21 protein-coding genes are annotated in these 19063 nt (G+C 70.4%); 9 read left to right on the top strand and 12 right to left on the bottom strand.

Going from position 1 to position 19063, the window contains the following annotated elements; all coding sequences use genetic code 11:
- Positions 1-106: 106 nt before the first annotated feature.
- Positions 107-1453 carry a tetratricopeptide repeat protein gene (locus FKR81_RS11500; protein WP_146350989.1) on the top strand — a complete coding sequence of 449 codons (1347 nt, stop codon included), beginning with the start codon at positions 107-109 and terminating at the stop codon, positions 1451-1453.
- Here FKR81_RS11500 and FKR81_RS11495 read toward each other — a convergent pair.
- Entirely contained in the window at positions 1445-1741 is a 297-nt protein-coding gene (locus tag FKR81_RS11495; protein WP_146350988.1) for a winged helix-turn-helix transcriptional regulator, read from the bottom strand. The genes FKR81_RS11500 and FKR81_RS11495 overlap by 9 nt on opposite strands.
- A 53-nt stretch (positions 1742-1794) precedes the next feature.
- On the opposite strand from FKR81_RS11495, the gene FKR81_RS11490 reads away from it, so the two are divergent.
- Positions 1795-2448 carry a DUF899 domain-containing protein gene (locus FKR81_RS11490; RefSeq protein WP_146350987.1) on the top strand — a complete coding sequence of 218 codons (654 nt, stop codon included), beginning with the start codon at positions 1795-1797 and terminating at the stop codon, positions 2446-2448.
- Here the strand turns inward: FKR81_RS11490 and FKR81_RS43490 are convergent.
- Positions 2426-4441 carry a hypothetical protein gene (locus FKR81_RS43490; protein WP_186762917.1) on the bottom strand — a complete coding sequence of 672 codons (2016 nt, stop codon included), beginning with the start codon at positions 4439-4441 and terminating at the stop codon, positions 2426-2428. The genes FKR81_RS11490 and FKR81_RS43490 overlap by 23 nt on opposite strands.
- 4 nt (positions 4442-4445) lie before the next feature.
- The gene (locus FKR81_RS11480) at positions 4446-4862 is read right to left on the bottom strand and encodes a winged helix-turn-helix transcriptional regulator (RefSeq protein ID WP_146350986.1); all 417 of its coding nucleotides are present in this window, start codon (positions 4860-4862) and stop codon (positions 4446-4448) included.
- Between the two features lie 80 nt (positions 4863-4942).
- Between FKR81_RS11480 and FKR81_RS11475 the strand changes: the two genes are divergently transcribed.
- Complete coding sequence (locus FKR81_RS11475) at positions 4943-5668, top strand: acyl-CoA thioesterase (protein WP_146350985.1); 726 nt, start codon at positions 4943-4945, stop codon at positions 5666-5668.
- Positions 5665-6309 (top strand): SDR family oxidoreductase, encoded by a 645-nt coding sequence (locus tag FKR81_RS11470; RefSeq protein WP_146350984.1) that lies wholly within the window; start codon positions 5665-5667, stop codon positions 6307-6309. The genes FKR81_RS11475 and FKR81_RS11470 overlap by 4 nt, the downstream gene beginning before the upstream one ends.
- Here the strand turns inward: FKR81_RS11470 and FKR81_RS11465 are convergent.
- The 6 genes from FKR81_RS11465 to FKR81_RS11440 all read right to left on the bottom strand — a co-directional run bounded on the left by FKR81_RS11465 (position 6306) and on the right by FKR81_RS11440 (position 11336).
- Positions 6306-7493: an MFS transporter gene (locus FKR81_RS11465; protein WP_407936515.1), complete on the bottom strand. Its 1188-nt coding sequence runs from the start codon at positions 7491-7493 to the stop codon at positions 6306-6308. The genes FKR81_RS11470 and FKR81_RS11465 overlap by 4 nt on opposite strands.
- A 37-nt stretch (positions 7494-7530) precedes the next feature.
- Complete coding sequence (locus FKR81_RS11460) at positions 7531-7884, bottom strand: SH3 domain-containing protein (RefSeq protein ID WP_146350982.1); 354 nt, start codon at positions 7882-7884, stop codon at positions 7531-7533.
- Between the two features lie 87 nt (positions 7885-7971).
- Positions 7972-8394 carry a hypothetical protein gene (locus tag FKR81_RS11455; protein WP_146350981.1) on the bottom strand — a complete coding sequence of 141 codons (423 nt, stop codon included), beginning with the start codon at positions 8392-8394 and terminating at the stop codon, positions 7972-7974.
- A 52-nt stretch (positions 8395-8446) separates the two neighbouring features.
- A complete protein-coding gene (locus tag FKR81_RS11450; protein WP_146350980.1) occupies positions 8447-9274 on the bottom strand; it encodes an alpha/beta fold hydrolase in 828 nt (275 codons plus the stop codon).
- Positions 9271-10722 (bottom strand): pentapeptide repeat-containing protein, encoded by a 1452-nt coding sequence (locus FKR81_RS11445; RefSeq protein WP_146350979.1) that lies wholly within the window; start codon positions 10720-10722, stop codon positions 9271-9273. Before FKR81_RS11445 ends, FKR81_RS11450 begins: the two co-directional genes overlap by 4 nt.
- Before the next feature lie 14 nt (positions 10723-10736).
- Positions 10737-11336: a dihydrofolate reductase family protein gene (locus FKR81_RS11440; protein WP_146350978.1), complete on the bottom strand. Its 600-nt coding sequence runs from the start codon at positions 11334-11336 to the stop codon at positions 10737-10739.
- 55 nt (positions 11337-11391) lie between these two features.
- On the opposite strand from FKR81_RS11440, the gene FKR81_RS11435 reads away from it, so the two are divergent.
- A complete protein-coding gene (locus tag FKR81_RS11435) occupies positions 11392-11712 on the top strand; it encodes an ArsR/SmtB family transcription factor (RefSeq protein WP_186762915.1) in 321 nt (106 codons plus the stop codon).
- Complete coding sequence (locus tag FKR81_RS11430; protein ID WP_146350976.1) at positions 11709-12143, top strand: SRPBCC family protein; 435 nt, start codon at positions 11709-11711, stop codon at positions 12141-12143. Before FKR81_RS11435 ends, FKR81_RS11430 begins: the two co-directional genes overlap by 4 nt.
- Here FKR81_RS11430 and FKR81_RS11425 read toward each other — a convergent pair.
- The 3 genes from FKR81_RS11425 to FKR81_RS11415 form a co-directional block, all read right to left on the bottom strand.
- Entirely contained in the window at positions 12140-13174 is a 1035-nt protein-coding gene (locus FKR81_RS11425; RefSeq protein ID WP_146350975.1) for a hemolysin family protein, read from the bottom strand. The genes FKR81_RS11430 and FKR81_RS11425 overlap by 4 nt on opposite strands.
- Positions 13171-14496 (bottom strand): hemolysin family protein, encoded by a 1326-nt coding sequence (locus tag FKR81_RS11420; protein WP_146350974.1) that lies wholly within the window; start codon positions 14494-14496, stop codon positions 13171-13173. Before FKR81_RS11420 ends, FKR81_RS11425 begins: the two co-directional genes overlap by 4 nt.
- Before the next feature lie 107 nt (positions 14497-14603).
- Positions 14604-15620, bottom strand: coding sequence for a LacI family DNA-binding transcriptional regulator (locus FKR81_RS11415; RefSeq protein WP_146350973.1), 1017 nt, complete (start codon positions 15618-15620; stop codon positions 14604-14606).
- 125 nt (positions 15621-15745) lie between these two features.
- Between FKR81_RS11415 and FKR81_RS11410 the strand changes: the two genes are divergently transcribed.
- The 3 genes from FKR81_RS11410 (at position 15746) to FKR81_RS11400 (ending at position 18875) form a co-directional block, all read left to right on the top strand.
- Positions 15746-16888 (top strand): Gfo/Idh/MocA family protein, encoded by a 1143-nt coding sequence (locus FKR81_RS11410; protein ID WP_146350972.1) that lies wholly within the window; start codon positions 15746-15748, stop codon positions 16886-16888.
- A gap of 170 nt (positions 16889-17058) precedes the next feature.
- Complete coding sequence (locus tag FKR81_RS11405) at positions 17059-18078, top strand: dihydrodipicolinate synthase family protein (RefSeq protein ID WP_146350971.1); 1020 nt, start codon at positions 17059-17061, stop codon at positions 18076-18078.
- Complete coding sequence (locus FKR81_RS11400; protein ID WP_146350970.1) at positions 18057-18875, top strand: sugar phosphate isomerase/epimerase family protein; 819 nt, start codon at positions 18057-18059, stop codon at positions 18873-18875. Before FKR81_RS11405 ends, FKR81_RS11400 begins: the two co-directional genes overlap by 22 nt.
- Positions 18876-19063 lie beyond the last annotated feature (188 nt).

The following is a 19063-nucleotide window of genomic DNA, read 5'->3' as shown; positions in this document are numbered from 1 at the left end:
GTCCGTGAAATCTGGCGGCAGTCGCACAACGGGGCTGGTCAGAGGCGAATCGGTTGCAGGGGTCCCACTTCCGTCCCACTTCTGGATCCGAGCGGTTTGGGAGCTAATGACCGCTACCTTCGAGGTCGTGGAGAACGCCGCGCTCCGTCGGCTGCTGGCTGAGGCAGGCCTCAGCAACTGCGCGCTGGCGCGGGCGATCGTCGCGATGGCCGAGAAGGAAGGGCTGCATCTCGGCACGACCACGACCTCGGTCAAACGGATGCTGCAGGGTGCCCAGCCCCGCTGGCCGGTGCCGAGAATCGCGGCGAGCGTGCTGACGGTCCGGCTCGGCTACCAGGTGAACGTCACCGACTGCGGGTTCGCCGACCGGAGCCCGGTGGGCGACACGTTCGACGGCTTCGCCTGTTCGCCGACCATAGGTGGCACGATCGCCACCGTGGTGGAACTCTCCGGGCGCGACATGAACAGGCGAAACTTCCTCATGGGAACCGCCTTCACCGCCGCGGCCTTCGCCCAGCCCGCCTGGCTGGCGCTCACCACACCCGCCACGGCCTGGGCGGAGGGCACGCGGATCGGCAACTCTGATGTCGAGGTCTTGCTCGCGACTGTTCGCCACTTCGAGACGCTGCACCGCAGACACGGCGGAGGTACCGTCCGGCAGCAACTGATCCACTTCGTTCACCACCAGGCACGAGCCGCGTTGCACGGTACGTGCTCGGACCGCGTGCGCCGGGATCTCTTCTCCGCTGTCGCGCAGGCGACGTGGATGGCCGGTCTGACCACTGTGGACAGCGGCCGACACGCTCTCGGGCAGCGTTACTACGCTCAGGCTCTCAACCTGGCTTCGCACGCGGGCGACCGTCTCTACGCCGCGAACGCGCTCGCGGAGATGAGCCGGGTGACCATCGACGTATCTCCCGGCGAGGCGCATCAAGCGACAGCTCTCGCCCGGTCGGCGCTGCAGGTCGCCAACGGGGACGCGACGCCCGCGCTGGGTGCGTACCTGCACGCGATCGAAGCCCGCGGGCTCGCGCTGCTCGGTGACGCCAAGGGCACGACGAAGGCACTGGAGAACGCGCAGCGGTCCTTCGATCGCGACGGCACCGAGCCGGACTGGCTCAGCTTCTACGGCGAGTCCGACCTGATGTCGGACATCGGCCAGTGCCTGCGCGACACGGGACGCCCGCAGCAGGGCGTCGCGATGCTCGAACGGGCCCTCTCCGAACTGCCCGAGCACCGGGTCACGGCACGCGCCAAGACACAGATCCACATCGCCGCCGCGTACCTCGAACTGCGCGACTACGAGAAGGCCGACCAGGTCACCGGCGAGGCGCTGACCGCGATCGGCGGGTTGTCGTCGTCGCGGATCGTCGAGCGGGTCAAGGCGTTGCGGCGCAGGGCGGACAAGCGACACGCGGACCTCGACGAGCGGATCGCCGACTTCCTAGGCTGAGCCCGGACCTGGCAGGACGTCGATGTTCGTGCCGTTCATCGGCTTGTCGCACACCGAGCAGTGCAGCTCGACGTGGCTGATCTCGCCGCACGCGTGGTGCCGGTAGTACACGGGCGGCCCCTCGGAGCCCGCCAGCCAGCGGTCACCCCACCCCATGACCATCAGCAGGTCGACGAGCTCCATGCCGCGCTCGGTGAGCACGTACTCGTACCGCACCGGGCGCGTCGAGTACTCCCGCCGCTCCAGCACCTCCTGGGCCACCAGCCACTTCAGGCGTTCGGTCAGCACCTTGCGTGATGCCTACGGTTAGTTTCGTAGAGGAACTCTATGGAGGGGCGAACATGCGCAGGCCGCGGGTGGTCAGTGCCGAGGAGTGGCAGGTGGAGCGGGACGCGTTGCTGGTCAAGGAGAAGGAGATGACGCGGGCGCTCGACGCGTTGGCGGCCCAGCGGCGCAGGTTGCCGATGGTGCGGCTGGGGAAGGACTATCGGTTCACTGCCCCCGATGGTTCGGAAAGCACACTGCTGGACCTGTTCGACGGCAAGCCGCAGCTGGTGATCTACCACTTCATGCTCGAACCGGGCCAGGACTGGACCTGTGGCGGTTGCGCGGGGTTCACGGACAACCTCGCCTCCGACCAGACGCACCTCAACGCCCGCGACACGCGCCTGATCCTGATGTGCCGGGCACCGCAGGAGGAGATCGAGAAGACGCGGCAGCGGTTCGGGTGGACGCACCCCTGGTACTCGTCGTACGGCAGCGACTTCAACGACGACATGGGGTTGCGGGGGTTCGGGCTGAGCGTGCTGCTGCGCGACGGCGATGAGGTGTTCCGCACCTACTTCACGAGCGGGCGCGGAGTGGATCGGCTGCGGACGGACTTCAACCTGCTCGACCTCACGCCGTACGGCAGGCAGGAGGAGTGGGAGGACTCGCCGGAGGGCTGGCCGCAGGAGCCCACGTGGAGCCGGGTCAAGCTCCGTGACGAGTACTGAGGCGCAGAGCGTCCACTGTGGTCGGATGGTCCGGGCCGAGTGCGGCCACGCAGTCGGCCGCCAGTGACGCCGCGAGCTCGCCGGGATCACCTGTCGCCGCAACGGCTTCCAGGTGGGAGAGGCGCACGCGGAGCGTCCGCTCGTGCTGGTTGCCGAACGCCAGCGCGGCCTGGTCGGCGGCGTCGGCGAGCACGCTGACCGCTTCCGCCGCGTCGCCCGCTTCCAGCAGGGTGCCGCCGAGGTTCCACAGGACGTCGACGAACTCCGACACGCGGACCGCGGGCAGTGATCCCAACTGTTGCGCCAGCGCGAGGAACAGCGGCGCCGCGGTCGCGGCTCCGTGCACGGTCCAGGTCCAGCTCGCGACCTCGAAGCGCGAGCGCCGGGTGACCCAGTGGTCGGCCCCGTGCAGTGCCGCCGCCGTGATGCCCACGCCGGTGGCGAGCAGCAGGGCCTCGCCGGGCTGACCTGCTCCGCCCAGCTGTCTGGCCAGCGTGAGCCGGGCGGCGAGGGTGTCGGGGTGCTCGGCGCCGAGCAGGGCCGCGCAGTCGTCGGCGACCTGCCCGGCGAGTGCGAGCGCCCGGACGGGATCGCCTTCGCCGTCGACCTTCTGGCCCATCTCCCACACCAGGTTGCCGCGCAGGACCAGCAGCTCCTCCGCCGAGACGACGCCTTCGGCCCGGTCGACGAGCTGTTCGAGCATCGTGACGGCGCGTTCGGTGCGTCCCGCGTCGCCGAGACACGTGGCGACCTCCATCGCGCCCATGACGAGCCCGGCGTCGAGCACCAGGTCGAAGACGCGCTCCACCTGGTCGAGCTGCCCGCTGTAGGACGCCTGCCAGGCGATCTCCACGAGGTCGGCCGGTGCGGCGTGCTCGATCAGCGCTTCCCAGGTGGCGGTGGGGATCGCGGGTGACTGCGCGGTCGCGTCGACCAGGTAGTCGAACGCCAGGAAGCCGTCGCCGGAAGGCTCCAGCAGGCTGCTGGTGCCGTGCAGCGGCTGCGCGGCCCACTGAAGAGCGGCTTCCCAGGACCCCGGACGATCCGCCGCGTCCAGGTACGACGTGTGCAGCGAGCGCAGGAAGTCCAGCGGCAGCGGGCGGTGGTAGCCGGCCAGCCGCACGTCCACCGCGGCCGCGACGATCGCCGCGCCCCGGACGTCACGCGCGTCCTGCCACTCGCGCAGCAGCTGCGGGCCCGCGGCCATCGACTCGGCGATGCCGTGCTTGTCCGCGCTCGCCAGCGCCTGCGTGATGCGGGAGTCGTCGGACGCGCCGGCGAGGGCCAGCTCGTCCTGCGACCACATGCGGTCCAGGCGGATCTCGACCGTGACCAGGTTCAGCACGTCACGGCCGACGCGCGCGGACTGGCGTTCGCCCGCCGACCGGGCCGGGTCGTGGCGGTGGCTGAGGTCGTCGCGTTCGTGGGTGCGCATGGTGGCGAGCACGACGCAGCGGGGGAGCTCGGCCAGGCCGTGGAACCCGAGGTAGCGCTCCAGGTCGTCGAGCCAGAGCACGCTGCGGCGCTTGCGTTTCGCGAGAGCCAGGGCCGCGGGCAGCGCGTCCGGGGTGCGCGGGCGGATGAACAGGTGGCGCGGCAGCACGCGACGCATCGCCTCGTACGCCAGTCGCGTCTTGCCCGCCGTCGAGTCGCCGACGACGAGCACGAAACCGCCGGTGCGCAGCGCGTTCTCCAGGTCCGGCAGGCGATCGCGCGCGATGAACGGCGGGACGCGGGACGAGGAGACGGACGCCGCCGGGTGCACGCCGAGCTTGATCGGGTCGGTCAGCCTCGACACCCGCGTCACGTCCAGCGCGTCGCGGGCGCGGTTCACCTCGACCGCGATCGTCGCGATCACCAGCAGCGCGACGACGCCCCAGATCGCGTACGGCCACCAGCCGGAGGACACCTGCACGGTGTTGGTCGCCATGTTGCCCGCGAGCGCCAGCGCGGCGGCCAGCAGGACGATGGTGACCACCGAGGGACGCTGCACGCGATCACGGTAGCTGGCGGGCCATGTCCTCCGGCCTGATGGTCTCGCGGCAGTGCGCGCACACGGCTTCCGGCCGCACGACCGCGCCGCACGAGTGCTCCCACACGATCGGCGGCGGGCCCTGCGTGACGTGCCGGTCGCCCCAGTCCATCAGCATCAGCAGGACCTGGTGCAGGTCCTGGCCGGACGGCGTCAGCACGTACTCGAACCGCGGCGGGTGCTCCTCGTACTGCTCCCTGGTCAGCACGCCCTCGTCGACGAGCTTGCGCAGCCGCGCGGCCAGGATGTCGCGGCTCGCGCCAGTGTTCTTCGCGATTTGATCGAAGCGGCGGACGCCGAAGAACACCTCGCGCAGGGCCAGCAGGGTCCAGCGCTCGCCGATGACCTCCAGTGCGTTCGCGATGGAGCAGGTGCGTGCCATGTGACCACGATAGCAGTTAGTTGACTTATCCAACCCAGCTGGTGATAGTGGGTTGGGATTTCCAACTCAGGGGAGTGGGCATGCTGGTCATCGATCGGACCTGGTGGGGGTTCGGCGGCGCGCACGGCGGGCTGCTCGCCGCGTCCGCGCTGGCCGCGGTGCGTCCCGCCGACAGGCAGGCGCGACTGCTGAACGTGCACTACCTGGAGGCCGTCGACGACCGGCCGCTGACGTTCGAGACGCGCGTCGACCGCGAGGGGCGCAGCGCGACCGTCGCGTCGTTCACCGGTCACCAGGGCGGTCAGGTCGCGCTGTTCGGGACGGCCGCGTTCGGCGTTGCGCAGCGCGGGCCGGAGTACGCGGGAACGCCCGCGCCGCGCGTTCCGCCGCCGCACGACTGCGACCGGTTCACGCCGCCGCGCGAGCTCGCCGCGTTCGCGCAACACCTGGAGATCCGGCCCGCCACGCGCGACCTGCCGCTGGCGGGCGGCCCGCGGGCGGAACTGGTGGCCTGGATGCGTTTCCTGGACGGCCGCCCGCTCGACGCCGAGTCCGCCGTGGTGCTCGTCGACGCGCTGCCGCCCGCGCTGTTCGCGATCTGGACGCGTCCGCTGCCGGTCCCGTCCGCCGAACTGACCGTCCACTTCGGACATCCTGAGCCCGTCGACGGCTGGGCGCTGGTGCGCATCCGCACCGACCACGCCGCGGGCGGCTGGGCCGTCGAGGACGGAACCGTGTGGGCAGCCGACGGACGGCTGCTCGCTCTCGCCCGCCAGTCCCGGCGGGTACTAGGAGGAGAACTGTGAAGATCGAAGGTGCGGTCGCGCTCGTGACGGGTGCCAACCGCGGTCTGGGCCGGGAGTTCGCGCGGCAGCTGGCTGCTCGGGGTGCGACGGTCTACGCCGCCGCGCGGGATCCGTTGTCCATCACCGATCCGCTGGTGAAGCCGATCCAGCTCGACGTCACCGATCGCGCGTCCGTCGAGGCCGCGGTCGACCTGGCGGGCGACACCACGTTGCTGATCAACAACGCGGGCATCCTGCGGGCGGACGACCCGCGGGCCGAGATGGAGACGAACTACTTCGGCCCGCTGATGCTGACCGACGCGTTCGGGCCGGTGCTGGGCCGCAACGGCGGTGGCGCCATCGTCAACGTGCTGTCCGTGCTGTCGTTCCTCGGCTGGCCGCGGTCACGGGGCTACGCGGCGTCCAAGGCGGCGGCGTGGTCGCTCACCAAGTCGACCCGGCTGGCGTTGAACGAGCAGGGCACGCTCGTCGTCGCGGTGCACGCGGGGTTCATCGACACGGACATGGTTGCCGAGGTCACCGCGCCGAAGATCACCCCCGAGTCGGTGGTGTCGCAGGTCATCGATGCACTCGAGCACGACCGCGAGGAGGTGCTGGCCGACGACATCAGTCGCGCCGCGAAGGCCGGTCTCGTCGACTAGGACCTCGAAAGTCCTTTGTGGACGAACAACGTCCACGCGCACCCGGCGAGCGCGAGGCCTGCTGCGGCGCCGAAGGCCCACGGTATGCCCGCGGCGCGGGCGACCAGCCCGAGCAGGATGGGCCCGCCGCCGAGTCCGAGGTCGATGAACGCACTCGCCGTGCCCGCCGCCGCGCCCCGTTCCTCGGGGCGCGCGGTGGCGAAGATGGCGCCGAAGAACGCGGGCGTGCTGAACGTGACTCCCACCGCCATCAGGGCAGTCCCGGCGAGCATGCCCACCGGTGTCGTCCACGAGGCCACCACGGCCAGCCCGGCGGCGATGGCCGCCAGCGCCGCGGCGCCCAGCGGCAGCGACGGCAGCTTGTCCGGCACCCTGGCGAACGCGATCCGGCACACCACGACGGTTGCTCCGTAGAGGAACAGCGGGAGGCTGGTGTTCTGCAGTCCCGTTGTTCCGGCGTGCAGCGCGGCGAACGTCAGGAACCCGCCGATCGCGGCGAGTGAGGTGCAGAAGCCGATGCCGGGCGCGATCGCCCTGCGGTGGATCAACGCGTGGGACGTCGCCGAGCGCTCGGGCGCGCGGGTCTCGCCGATGCACGCCACCGCCGCGGTCGCCGCCACCGCCAGTGCCGCCGCTCCCAGCCAGGCGACGGTGTAACTCCCTTGCTCCACCAGGAGTTCGCCGAGCGGTGGCCCGAGCGCGAGCCCGAGGTAGAGGCCGAGCGAGTTGTAGCTCAGCGCCTCGCCGAGGCGCGCGGGCGGGGCGAGGTCGGCGAGTGCGGCGAACCCGGCCACGACGAACGCGGCCTCGGCCACGCCGAGCAGCAACCTCAGCAGGATCACCGGCACCAGCGTGTTGGCGAACGCGGTGAGCACCAGGCCCAGCACGCAGAGCAGCGCGCCACCGACGAGCATCGGCCGCCTGCCGAGCGAGTCGGTCAGGCGTCCCGCGAACGGCCGCAGCACCAGCGCGGAGACGGCGAACGAGCCGAACGCCAGCCCGGCGGCGGCCTCGTCGGAACGCAGCGGGCCGGTCACGTACAGCGGCAGGGCGTAGATCGCGACGCCCGTCGCGGTGAAGTAGCCGAGATCGCCCACCGTGAGCAGCACGAACCGCGCCCCGAACAGCCGCTCGCCGGATCTGGTCACCGGTACAGCGTGAGCGCGCTCCGGCGTTCCCGCCACAGCCCGGCGGCGGGCGCGTGCCCGCCGCCGGTGCCCCTCAGTAGTCGCAGTGCGCGTCCGCGGGCAGGTTCGCGTACCGGTCACCCTGGAAGTACACGGCGCTGGCCAGCCAGCGCCCGCCGTCCTGCCTGCTCACCATGAGCCAGATGTTGTTGGTGATCCCGAAGTCGCTGATCGTCTCCCCGTCCGTCCAGCAGTACGCGATGTGCCGCTCACCCGCCTCGATGTGCCCGACGACCGGGCACGACCGCGCCTCGCAGGAACGGATGTTGACGTCGTGCCACGCCGTCACGTGGTAGAGCTCGGCGGGTGCCGCGACGGCGGTCGTCGCGCTGCCGACCAGGGCGGCCGCGGCCAGTGCGGAACCGGCCGCGGCCTTGGTGAACTGCATGTGGGTCTCCTCGGAGGTCTGGTGTTCCCCAGATGTCGATCACTGAGAGAAGACGACCGCCTGGTTCCCGAGGTTGCACCGGACGCGTCAGCAGCGGAGGTCGGTCCAGGCGGAGACGTAGTTGTCGCCGGTCGTGGTGACCGACGTGACCGCGCGCGTGCAACTCTTGATCGTGTTCGCGGGCGCGCCCCACACCTCCTGCTTGTTGCGCACGCCCTGCGCGCCGCCGTGCGGGATCTCCTCGTCGCCCTTGATCTCCGCGATCCAGTTGGACACGCGGTAGTTCCGGCCGCTCGCGTACGAGTCCCACACCCAGGTGTACGGCCAGTTCTTGCCGCAGCCGGCGAACTGCTTCACCGAGGCGATCGTCTTGCCCTGGTACTGCACGTACCCGGTGGTGCCGATCTGCTTGGCGCTCGCGCACCCCGGCGGCACCTCGGCCGCGCTCGCGGTGCCGGTGCTCAGCAGTGCGGCCGCCACGGCGGCGACGGCGGCCAGTGTCTTCAGCATGGTGGTTCTCCCCAGCCCTGGTTCTTGTTGGGGAAACACTCGGTCCGCGTGGTTAGGCGGCGGTAAATCCGCAGCTCAGGAACTCTTCGACGGCGGCGATCCAGGCGCGCGGCTGGTCGACGTGCGCCATGTGCCCCGCGTCGTCGAGGATCACCTTGCGCGCGAACGAAACCTGCGAGACCAGTGACGCGGGGAAGATCATGTCGTATCGGCCGTGCAGCAGCAGGATCGGGATGTCCAGCGCTGCCAGGCGTTCCAGCGCGTTTTCGGGCCGTGCGGGCGGCAACGTGCCCGCACGCCACGGGCCGATCCACTCGGCGGAGAAGCGCACCTCGTGCAGCAGCCGCAGGTACGTGGGCAACGCCTGCCACACGTTGGCCGGTGCACCGGCGAAAGCCGCTGTCCGGGTCAGTTCCGGGCCCTCCAGGGAGGACTCCCAGACCGCGGATTCGGCCGCTCGCAACGCATCCCGCTCGGTCCAGCCCTCGAACGCGTTGGTGAGGACGGGCAGGATGCTGCTCGACGCCACGATCAGCGACCGGACGCGATCAGGCGCCGCGAGCGTGAGCCGCTGGCCGAGCATGCCGCCGTACGAGAAGCCCAGCAAGTCCGCCTGCTCGATGTTCAACGCGTCCAGCAGGCCCAGCAGGTCTCCGACCGCCAGGTCCGGCGTGTACTCCGCGGCCTTCGCCGAACGTCCGCAGCCGCGCAGGTCCGGCAGCACCACGCGCATCGCGAGCCGGTCCACGGGGGAGCGGAGGTAGCTGTGGTCCCAGTCCGGGCCGCCGTGGATCACGAGGAGCGGCCGGTGTCCGGAGGTCTGCGCCACGAACAACGACATGTCGCCGGACACCGGGATCACGCTCTCCGAGTAGGTCATCGTTTGACCCTCGCGCGGATCGCCAGCGCGGCCAGTGCCAGCAGCACCGGGCCGATCGCCCGCCCAGCCATGACCGTCCACGCGCCGGCGTCGGTCAGCTTCTGGTCGGCGTCGCGGAAGACGACCGAGCCGAGCGCGAGTCGCAGCGACTTGTTCAGCCGATCTCCGGTCCACCGGTCCTTCGGCAGTTGCACGACCTGCACGGTGCCGGGGGCCGGCGTCGGGGCGTTCTCCGGCACACCCCAGCCGATCAGCGACGTGGTGAGCACGGCGACCAGCAGGGTCACCGCGGCCAGTGCGCGGCTGGCGCGTTGCCCGTATCCGGAGATGGCCCAGTACAGCCCGAGAATCACCTTCTCGGCCCGGCTGGTCGACGGCGCGTGTCGCCGCATCTCCATCTCGCCGTAGTAGAAGTCGCCCGCGCCCGGCTCGTTCTTGTTGTCCTCGAAGGCTTTGCGCAGTGACCGGTAGAGCGCGGACACGCGCTCCGGCGTGACCGCGTCGGCCCGGTGATCCTCCCAGCCCGCTGACTTGCGCTGCTTCCTGCGCCAGATGCGTTCCTCGGCGACGACCCGCCGGGAGGTCCACCACCAGACCGGCGGCCAGGCCCACCCGGAGTGCACGCCTGAGGGTGGGCGGCTGAACGGGTTGTGCCCCTCCAGGCGCAGTTCGTCCAGGTGGTGCGCTGCGGCGAAGAGGCAGTTCCCGAGGTCGACCTCGGCGAGCGTCAGATTGGAGACGTCCGTTTCCGCGAGAGTGCTGACGCGACCGCCGGACAGCGTGCTCGGGGAAGCGAAGTGCACCTTGTGCAGGCTGGTTCTCGTGTTGCCCCGGTTCACGATCGTCGCTCCGTCTTCGAAGCGCGCGCCGTCCAGTGCCAGCGCGCCGACCTCGGCTCTGATCTGGGCCCGCTGCTGGAAAACCGTGCTCTCCAGGTTGGCGAACCTGGCGCCTTTCACCGTGATGTGGCTGCTCGCCGAGAAGTTCGAGTAGCTGAGCTCCATCATGCTTCCGGGCAGGTGGAAATCCAGCGTGCAGCCGACGGTGAAGGTGGCTTCGTCCGCGCGGACGTGTCCGTGCAACTCCGTGGCGAGTATTGACAGGTCGCCGTGGAAAGTTGACCTGCTGAACCTGACGTCCGCGTGGAAGACCGCGTTGGTGAGATCCAGTTCGGTGAACGTGACGTCGTTGAGCTCGACCGGCTCCGGAAATGTGCACTCGTCGAAGTTCCACTGCCCGGCGGAGCGAGACACGGCTTCGAGCATCCTGTTCAACAGGTCGGAGCTGATCGTGGTGCCTCGCAGCTCAAGGTATGACCTGGATTCGAGCTTCCTGAGGAACTCGTTCAGGTCTGTCTCGCCCAGATGAGCCAGACATCGATCGAACTGGTCCAGGCGGATGGCCGCGCAGTCCGCGATGATGCACGTCAGGTCCGGCTCGATCGACACCGCACCGTTCTACCTCACGGATGCACCACCTTGTACCGCAGGTGCGTGACGGCCTTGCCCTCGATCACGGTCGTCGGCCCTTCCAACGTCACCGGAACCTTCCGCAGCTCCGAGAAGAACGGCGTCCCGGCACCCAGCAGCACGGGCACGAGGTCGACGCAGATCTCGTCCAGCAGCCCCGCCTCCAGGCACTGCCGCGCGATCGTGCCGCCGTTCACGCCGACCACCCGGTCCGGGCCGGCGTGCTTCTTGGCCTGTGCGATCGCGGACTCGATGCCGTCGGTCACGAACGTGAAGTTCTCCGAGTGCTCCCACCCGGAAGGCACGGAGTGCGTCACGACGAACGTGTGCACGCCCAGCGTGTGCTCGCCGCCCCAGCCGGACGTGAAGTCGAACAGGTGGCGGCCCACCACGAGGGCGCCGGTCGACCTGGTGCTCGCGCTGAAGTAGGCCGCGGACTGCGGCGTGAGCTTGAACGTCATCTCCGGGTCGGTCGTCGGGATCTCGACGTCGCCGTTGCCGTACCACTGGAAGAGGTGGTCGAACCCGGAGTCGCCAGGGCCTGCGATGTAGCCGTCGAGTGACATGGACGCGCTCGTGTAAACGTGTGTCATACCTGTACGTCGAACGGGGTTGCCGAAAAACGACAGCGATGCGATGGTTAAGTATATGCTTAACCATCAGCTCGACCTGATGTTCCAGGCGCTGAGCGATCCGAGCCGCCGGAGCATGGTCGAGAGGTTGTGCCGGGGGCCCGCCAGCGTGAGCGAGCTGGCGAAGCCGCTCGCCATGTCGCTCCCGGCGGTCGTGCAGCACCTGCAGGTGCTCGAGAAGAGCGGTCTCGTCAGCACGTCGAAGCAGGGGCGGACGCGGACGTGCCAGATCGAGCCGGTCGCGTTGCGCACGGCCGAGCAGTGGATCACCGAGAGGCGTACGAGCTGGGAGCGCAAGCTCGACCGGCTCGGGGACTTCCTGGAGGAGGAACGATGACCGTCAAGCACGCGACGTTCACGATCGAGCGCACCTACCCGGCGTCGCCGGAGAAGGTGTGGAACGCCTGGAGCGACCCCGAGAAGAAGGCGAAGTGGTTCGCCGGGCCGCACGAGACGTCCGACCACGAGCTGGACTTCCGGATCGGCGGCCGCGAGCACGTCAGCGGCAAGGCCGAGGACACGTTGCACCGCTACGAGGCCGTCTACCAGGACATCGTGCCCAACGAGCGGATCGTGACGACCTACCAGATGTACCAGGACGAGACGCGCACCAGCGTGAGCGTCGCGACCGTGGAGATCGAGCCGGACGGAGAAGGCACCCGGCTCACCTACACCGAGCAGGGTGCCTTCTTCGACGACCTCGACCGGGTCGAGTGGCGCGAGCAGGGCACGAACACCCTGTTCGACCAGCTCGGCCGGCAGTTCTAGTCGAAGCGGCGCACGTGGGTGCCGTCGCGGACGGTGCCCACGTACTCCTCGACCAGGTCCTCCAGCGCCACGACACCGCGCAGCTCACCATCGGCGTCGACGGCGCGCGCCAGGTGGGACTGCGCGCGGCGCAACGCCGCCAGTGCCTCGTCCAACCGGGCGTCCACCGGGACCTCGGGCAGGCCGCGGATGCGCGTGCGCGGCACCGGGGTGTCCGCCGACGAACCCAGCAGATCCAGCACGTCCTTCACGTGCAGGTACCCGGCCAGCCTGCCGTCCGAGCGCACCGGGAAGCGGGAGAACCCGGTCGACGCGACCACGGTCTCCAGCTCGCCGACGGTCGGGGACGCGGACACCGTGGTGAGCCGGTCCAGCGGGACCAGCACGTCCGCGACGATCCGCTCGGCCGACGACAGGGTCTGCGCCAGGCGGCGGTGCTCCGAGTCCTCGAGCAGGCCCTCCGAACGCGACTGTCCGATGAGGAGCGCCAGCTCGTCGGGCGTGTACGCCGACTCCAGCTCGTCCACCGGCTCCACGCCGAACCGCCGCAGCACCCACGTGCCCGCGTGCGTGAACAGCGCCAGCACCGGCGCGATCATCCGGCTGAACCCGTAGTGCACCGGAACCAGCCACAGCGCGGCCCGCTCGGGACCGGCGATCGCCAGGTTCTTCGGCACCATCTCGCCGAGGATCGTGTGCGCCGCGACCACCAGCACCAGCGCGACGGCGAACGCGATGCCGTGCACCAGTGCGGAAGGCAGGCCCAGCGCGCCCAGGGGGGCTTCCAGCAACGAAGCCAGCGCGGGCTCGGCGATCGCGCCGAGACCCAGTGAGCACAGCGTGATGCCCAGCTGGGCACCCGCGATCAGCAGCGGCAGCTCCTGCGACGCCTTGATCGCGGTGCGCGCGCGTGAACTGCCGCGCGAGGCCAGCGCCTCCAGCCGGTCGCGTCGTGCGGTGATCACCGCGAACTCGGCGCCGACGAAGAAGGCGTTGCCCGCCAACAACAAAACCACGATCAGGAAGTTCACTGGGCCACCGCCGCTTCGACGCGCGCGACGCGGAGCTCGGCGACGCGGTGCCGATCCATCCGCATCACGGTCACCCGCCAGCCGTCCACCCGGATCTCGTCACCGACGTCCGGGATCCGGCCGAGCCGCGCCAGCACCAGGCCGGCGAGCGTCTCGTAGTCACCGGACGGCATGTCGAACCCGGTGGCCTCCAGCACCTCGTCGTCGCGCAGCAGGCCGGACACCATCCAGCTGTCCTTGCCCAGCGAGCGGACGGGCGCCGCCTCGCCGCGGTCGTGCTCGTCGCGGACGTCGCCGACGATCTCCTCGACCACGTCCTCCAGCGTCACCATGCCCGCGGTGCCGCCGTACTCGTCGACGACGAGCGCGGTCTGCAGGCCGGACGCGCGCAGCCGATCGAGCAGCGCGTCGCCCTCCAGCGTCTCCGGCACGGTCTGCACCGGGCGGGTCAACGCCGACAGCGGCGTCGTGCCGCGCAACGCGGCGGGCACGCCGAACGCCTGCTTCACGTGCACCATGCCGCGCACCTCGTCGAGGTCGCCGTTGTGCACGGGGAAGCGGGAGAACCCGGTCTCCCTGGCCTTGTCGACCAGGTCGAGCACGGTCGCGTCGGCCTTCAGCGCCTCCACCTGCACACGCGGGGTCATCAGCTCTCCGGCCGTGCGATCGCCGAACCGCAGCGAGCGGTCCAGCAGCGCCGCGGTGCTCTGGTCGAGGGTGCCGTGCTGGGCCGACGTGCGGACCAGCGCGCCCAGCTCCTCGGGGGAACGGGCCGACGCCAGCTCCTCGACCGGCTCGACGCCGAAGCGCCGGACCAGCCAGTTCGCCGCGCCGTTCATGCCGGTGATCAGCCAGCGGAACACCGACGAGAACCCGGCCTGGATGCCCGCGACAGCGCGTGCGGTCTCCAGCGGCTTCGCGATGGCGAGGTTCTTCGGCACGAGCTCACCGAAGATCATCGACAACGTCGTGGCGAGCGCCAGCGCGATCACCAGCGACAGGCCGCCCGCGAACGACGCGGGCACGCCGAGCGCGGTCAGGCCGGGCCGGATGAGCTCCGCGATCGCGGGCTCCGCGATGTAACCGGTGATCAGGGTGGTCAGCGTGATGGCGAGCTGTGCGCCGGAGAGCTGGAACGACAGCGACCGATGCGCCTTGTCGATCGTCTTCGCCTTGCTGTCGCCGACTTCGGCGAGGTGCTTCTCGACCGTGCTGCGTTCGAGTGCGGTCAGCGAGAACTCCGCGGCCACCGCGATGAACGTGCCCGCGGTCAGTGCCACCACCGCCAACAGGCCGAGAACGCTCAGGGTTACTCCGGTCACCGGCCAGCTCCAGTGGAGAGGGGGACCGGATTGGTATGCCAGCCGGGGCCAGTACCCACGGGGACGGCTCAACTCCTCAAGAAATCAGATGCAGGACGACAGCCATTCTAGTTGGCCGCCGTGCTCTCCCTCAGCACCACTTCTCCTGCCACCCGTACGGTGCGGGGAACGTCACTCCCCTCGTCGAGCACGAGCCGCGCGGCCTGGGCGCCCATCTCCTCCAGCGGCAGCCGGACGGTGCTCAGCGCGGGCACCGTGTCACGCAGCGTGGGGATGTCGTCGAAGCCGGCGATCGAGATGTCGTCCGGCACCCGCACGCCGCGTTCCCGCAGCGCGGCCATCGCGCCCATCGCCATCACGTCGTTCACGGCGAACACGCAGGTCGCCTTGGTCTTCTTGGCGAGCAGCTCCAGCGCGGCCTCGTAGCCGCCGTCCCTGGTGAACGCGCCCTCGATGACGGTCGGCGCGGCCAGTCCGGCGTCCGCGAGCCCCGCCTTGAAGCCGGCCAGCCGGTCGCGGGTCACGACCAGGTCCGCCGGTCCGGCGAGCACGGCGAACTTCTTGTGCCCGAGCTCGGCGAGCGCACGCGCCAGCGCGCGGCCGCCCGCCCGGTTGCCGGGGACGACGGTGTCCGTGGCGAGCTTCGCCTGGGAGACGCACGCGATCCGCCCGCCCTGCGCGGTGAACGCGTCGATCTCGCCGGCGAGCCTCGCCTGCGCCTTGCGGTCGGCGGTGCGGCTACCGGCGAGGACGACGGCGCGCGCCCGGTGCGCCCGCAGCGTCGACACCAGCTCGGCCTCGCGGTCCGGCGCCCGGCCGGTCGTGCCCAGCACCACGACGAGCCCGGCCTCCTCGGCCACGCGGGTCACGCCCGCGGCGATCGAGGAGAAGTACGGGTCCGTGATGTCGTGCACCACGAGCCCGACGAGCGAGCTGGTGTTCCGCGCGAGCGCCTGCGCCGAGGCGTTCACGACGTAGCCGAGCCCCTCCGCGGTCGCCAGCACGCGGTCGCGCAGCTCGTCGCTCACCTGCCTGGTGCTGCCGTTGAGCACGCGGGACGCGGTCGCCAGCGACACGCCCGCCTGCCTGGCCACCTCGGCGAGCGTCACCTGTCGGGCGGACACGACCACCTCCATCTCAGTTGGTGCGGGGGAAGGGTAGCTCGCCAAGCGGTTGACGGCCGTGAAGAACCACCCGTAGCGTGGCGGGAAAGCGCTTTCCAGCGTTCAACCAGTTGGGGAGGATCGCAATGGCCGTGCGGACCATCGGTGTCGCCGTCAACGGTGTCACCGGCCGGATGGGGTACCGCCAGCACCTGGTGCGATCGCTGCTTCCGTTGCGCGAGCAAGGACTCCGGCTCCCCGACGACACCCTGCTGAAGGTCGAGCCGCTCCTCGTCGGCCGCAACGCGGCGAAGCTCAAGGAGATCGCCGACCGGCACGACCTCCCGCGCTGGACCACCGACCTGGACGCGGCGCTGGGCGACCCCGACATCGATGTCTACTTCGACTCGCAGGTCACCTCGCGGCACGTGGAAGCGATCTCCAAGGCCATCGCCGCAGGTAAGCACATCTACACCGAGAAGCCCGTCTCGGAGACCGTCGACGAGGCGGTCGAGCTGGCGCGGCTCGCGGACGCGGCCGGCGTGAAGCACGGTGTGGTCGCGGACAAGCTGTACCTGCCCGGCATCCGCAAGCTCCGCCGGTTGATCGACGGAGGGTTCTTCGGCCGGGTGCTGAGCGTGCGCGGCGAGTTCGGCTACTGGGTCTTCGAGGGCGACTGGCAGGCCGCGCAACGCCCGTCGTGGAACTACCGCGCCCAGGACGGCGGCGGCATCGTCATGGACATGTTCTGCCACTGGAGCTACCTGCTCGAGTCGCTCTTCGGCCGGGTGGAGGCGGTGACGGCCCGCGCCGTCACGCACATCCCGCAGCGGTGGGACGAGCAGGACCAGCCCTACGACGCGACCGCGGACGACGCGGCGTACGCGATCTTCGAACTGCCGGGCGGCGTCATCGCCCAGGTCAACTCCTCGTGGTGCGTGCGCGTGCACCGCGACGAGCTGGTCGAGTTCCAGGTGGACGGTACCGAGGGGAGTGCGGTCGCGGGGCTGCGCGAATGCGTCGTGCAGCCCCGCGCCGTCACGCCGAAGCCGGTGTGGAACCCGGACCTGCCCGCCACGCACGCGTTCCGCGAGCAGTGGCAGGTGGTGCCGGACAACGAGGAGTTCGACAACGGTTTCAAGGCGCAGTGGGAGGAGTTCCTGCGGCACGTCTACGCGGGCGCGCCCTTCCCGTACGACTTCCTCGCGGGCGCACGGGGTGTGCAGCTCGCCGCGTGCGGGCTCCAGTCGTCGGCCGAGGGACGCCGCGTCGAGGTGCCCGGTGTGTAGGCGGGGTTCAGCCCTCGGCGGAACGGTGCGATCAACGGGCCGTTCACCGCTCGCGGGCGCCGGAACTGTCGGTGTCGCGTGGAAGACTGGAAAACAGGGGGTTCCCCCTCGGGCGGGGGCCGTCTGCGAGAGCGCGCCCGGCGTGGTGTCCGGTGTCTGCGGGGTGCCCGATGTCTAGGGAAGTGTTCGCGGCCGCGCACGTGGTCACCGCGGACGAGCGGACCGTCGACTGGGACGCGACGCTGAGGTTCCGGCACCACCTGTGGGACCTCGGGCTCGGCGTCGCCGAGGCGATGGACACGGCGCAGCGCGGCATGGGCCTGGAGTGGCCGACGGCCGCCGAGCTGATCAAGCGCAGCGCGGCCGAGGCGACCGGCCGGATCTGCGCCGGCGTCGCGACCGACCACCTGCGCGGCGAGGTGACGATCGACGACGTGCAGGAGGCGTACGTCGAGCAGCTGGACGTCGTGGTCACCGCGGGCGCGCAGCCGGTGCTGATGTGCAGCAGGCAGCTCGCGGCGGCGGCGCGCGGCCCGGAGGCCTACGCGAAGGTGTACGGCGCGCTGCTGGACCAGGTGAGCGAACCGGTGATCCTGCACTGGCTCGGCACCGCGTTCGACCCCGCGCTGGAGGGCTACTGGGGCGCGCGGGACGTCACCGACGCGACGAACAACTTCCTGCAGATCATCCGCGAGCACAGCGCGAAGGTCGACGGCGTGAAGGTGTCGCTGCTCGACGCCGACCACGAGATCGGGCTGCGGCGCGCGCTGCCGGACGGCGTCCGCTGCTACACCGGCGACGACTTCAACTACCCGGAGCTGATCGCGGGCGACGAGCACGGGTACAGCGACGCGCTGCTCGGCATCTTCGACCCGATCGCGCCGGTCGCGGCGAAAGCGTTGCGCGCGTTGGACTCCGGTGACACGGCAGGGTTCCGCAAGATCATCGACCCGACGGTCCCGTTGTCGCGGCACCTCTTCAGCGCGCCGACCTACTACTACAAGACCGGCGTGGTCTTCCTGGCGTGGCTGGCCGGGCACCAGGACCACTTCCTGTTGCTGGACGGGCTGCAGACCGCGCGCAGCGTCGAGCACCTCGCCGAGGCGAAGCGGCTGGCCGAGCTGGCAGGCGTCGTCGACCCCGAACTCGCGAACAGGCGGTGGAGCGAGTGGCTGGCCCAGTCCCGGTGAACCGCCTGTCGCTGAACCAGGCGACGATCAAGCACGCGACCGTCCAGACGGCCGTCGACGGGTGCGCGCGGCACGGCATCGAGTCGATCGGGCTGTGGCGCGAGCCGGTGCGGGAGTTCGGGCTCGAGCGGTCGGCGAAGGTGGTGCGCGACGCGGGACTGCGGGTGTCCTCGCTGTGCCGCGGCGGGTTCCTCACCGGGCCGGACGTCGCCGCTGCACTGGACGAGAACAGGCGCGCGATCGACGAGTGCGTCGCGCTGGGCACGGACTGCCTGGTCATGGTGGTCGGCGGCGTGCCGGACCGGGACCTGGTCGGTGCGCGGCAGCGCGTCGCGGACGGCATCGAGCAGCTCGTGCCGTACGCGAAGCAGGCGGGCGTGACGCTCGCGCTGGAGCCGATGCACCCGATCTTCTGCGCGGACCGCGGCGTGCTCTCGACGTTGAGACAGGCACTGGACTGGGCGGAGCGCTACGACACGGGCGTCGTCGTCGACGCGGTGCACGTGTGGTGGGACCCCGAGCTGGACGAGCAGATCCGCCGCGCGGGCAGCCGCATCGCGTCCTACCAGGTCTGCGACTGGCTCTCACCGCTGCCGGAGGACGTGCTGCTCGGCAGGACCCTGCCGGGTTCGGGACCCATCGACCTCGACCGGATGACCAGGCACGTCGCGAAGGCGGGCTACCGGGGCGATGTTGAGGTGGAGGTCTTCAACGCCGAGCTGTGGGCGGCGGATCCCGACGAGGTGATCGCGGAAGTGGTGCGCAGGTTCCACTCCGTTGTGGAGCCTGCGCTGTGACGGTCACTCGACGGAGCGACTCAGTCGGGCAGCGCCGAAGCCGATCGTCGACGGCGGCGACGATCGACCCCGGCGTTGGTATGTATTAGACGAGACGGAGGGCTGTTCGGTTGCACTCTTCAGCCGACCTTCAGGTTCCGATTCATCCATCTGTCCGAATCCTGACTGCTTTCCTTCTCGTCCTTCTA

The organism is Lentzea tibetensis (assembly GCF_007845675.1).
GTDB classification, from domain to species: domain Bacteria; phylum Actinomycetota; class Actinomycetes; order Mycobacteriales; family Pseudonocardiaceae; genus Lentzea; species Lentzea tibetensis.
The sequence above is the reverse complement of the archived record's forward strand: the minus strand, read 5'-3'. Positions and strand labels throughout refer to the sequence as shown.

What these genes read in the sequence shown, in the direction of transcription:
- FKR81_RS11500 (WP_146350989.1), top strand. Translation starts at nt 107, where the DNA reads ATGACCGCTACCTTCGAGGTCGTGGAGAACGCCGCGCTCCGTCGGCTG.
- FKR81_RS11490 (WP_146350987.1), top strand. Translation starts at nt 1,795, where the DNA reads ATGCGCAGGCCGCGGGTGGTCAGTGCCGAGGAGTGGCAGGTGGAGCGG.
- FKR81_RS11480 (WP_146350986.1), bottom strand. Translation starts at nt 4,862, where the DNA reads ATGGCACGCACCTGCTCCATCGCGAACGCACTGGAGGTCATCGGCGAG.
- FKR81_RS11475 (WP_146350985.1), top strand. Translation starts at nt 4,943, where the DNA reads ATGCTGGTCATCGATCGGACCTGGTGGGGGTTCGGCGGCGCGCACGGC.
- FKR81_RS11460 (WP_146350982.1), bottom strand. Translation starts at nt 7,884, where the DNA reads ATGCAGTTCACCAAGGCCGCGGCCGGTTCCGCACTGGCCGCGGCCGCC.
- FKR81_RS11455 (WP_146350981.1), bottom strand. Translation starts at nt 8,394, where the DNA reads ATGCTGAAGACACTGGCCGCCGTCGCCGCCGTGGCGGCCGCACTGCTG.
- FKR81_RS11450 (WP_146350980.1), bottom strand. Translation starts at nt 9,274, where the DNA reads ATGACCTACTCGGAGAGCGTGATCCCGGTGTCCGGCGACATGTCGTTG.
- FKR81_RS11440 (WP_146350978.1), bottom strand. Translation starts at nt 11,336, where the DNA reads ATGACACACGTTTACACGAGCGCGTCCATGTCACTCGACGGCTACATC.
- FKR81_RS11435 (WP_186762915.1), top strand. Translation starts at nt 11,392, where the DNA reads ATGCTTAACCATCAGCTCGACCTGATGTTCCAGGCGCTGAGCGATCCG.
- FKR81_RS11430 (WP_146350976.1), top strand. Translation starts at nt 11,709, where the DNA reads ATGACCGTCAAGCACGCGACGTTCACGATCGAGCGCACCTACCCGGCG.
- FKR81_RS11410 (WP_146350972.1), top strand. Translation starts at nt 15,746, where the DNA reads ATGGCCGTGCGGACCATCGGTGTCGCCGTCAACGGTGTCACCGGCCGG.
- FKR81_RS11405 (WP_146350971.1), top strand. Translation starts at nt 17,059, where the DNA reads ATGTCTAGGGAAGTGTTCGCGGCCGCGCACGTGGTCACCGCGGACGAG.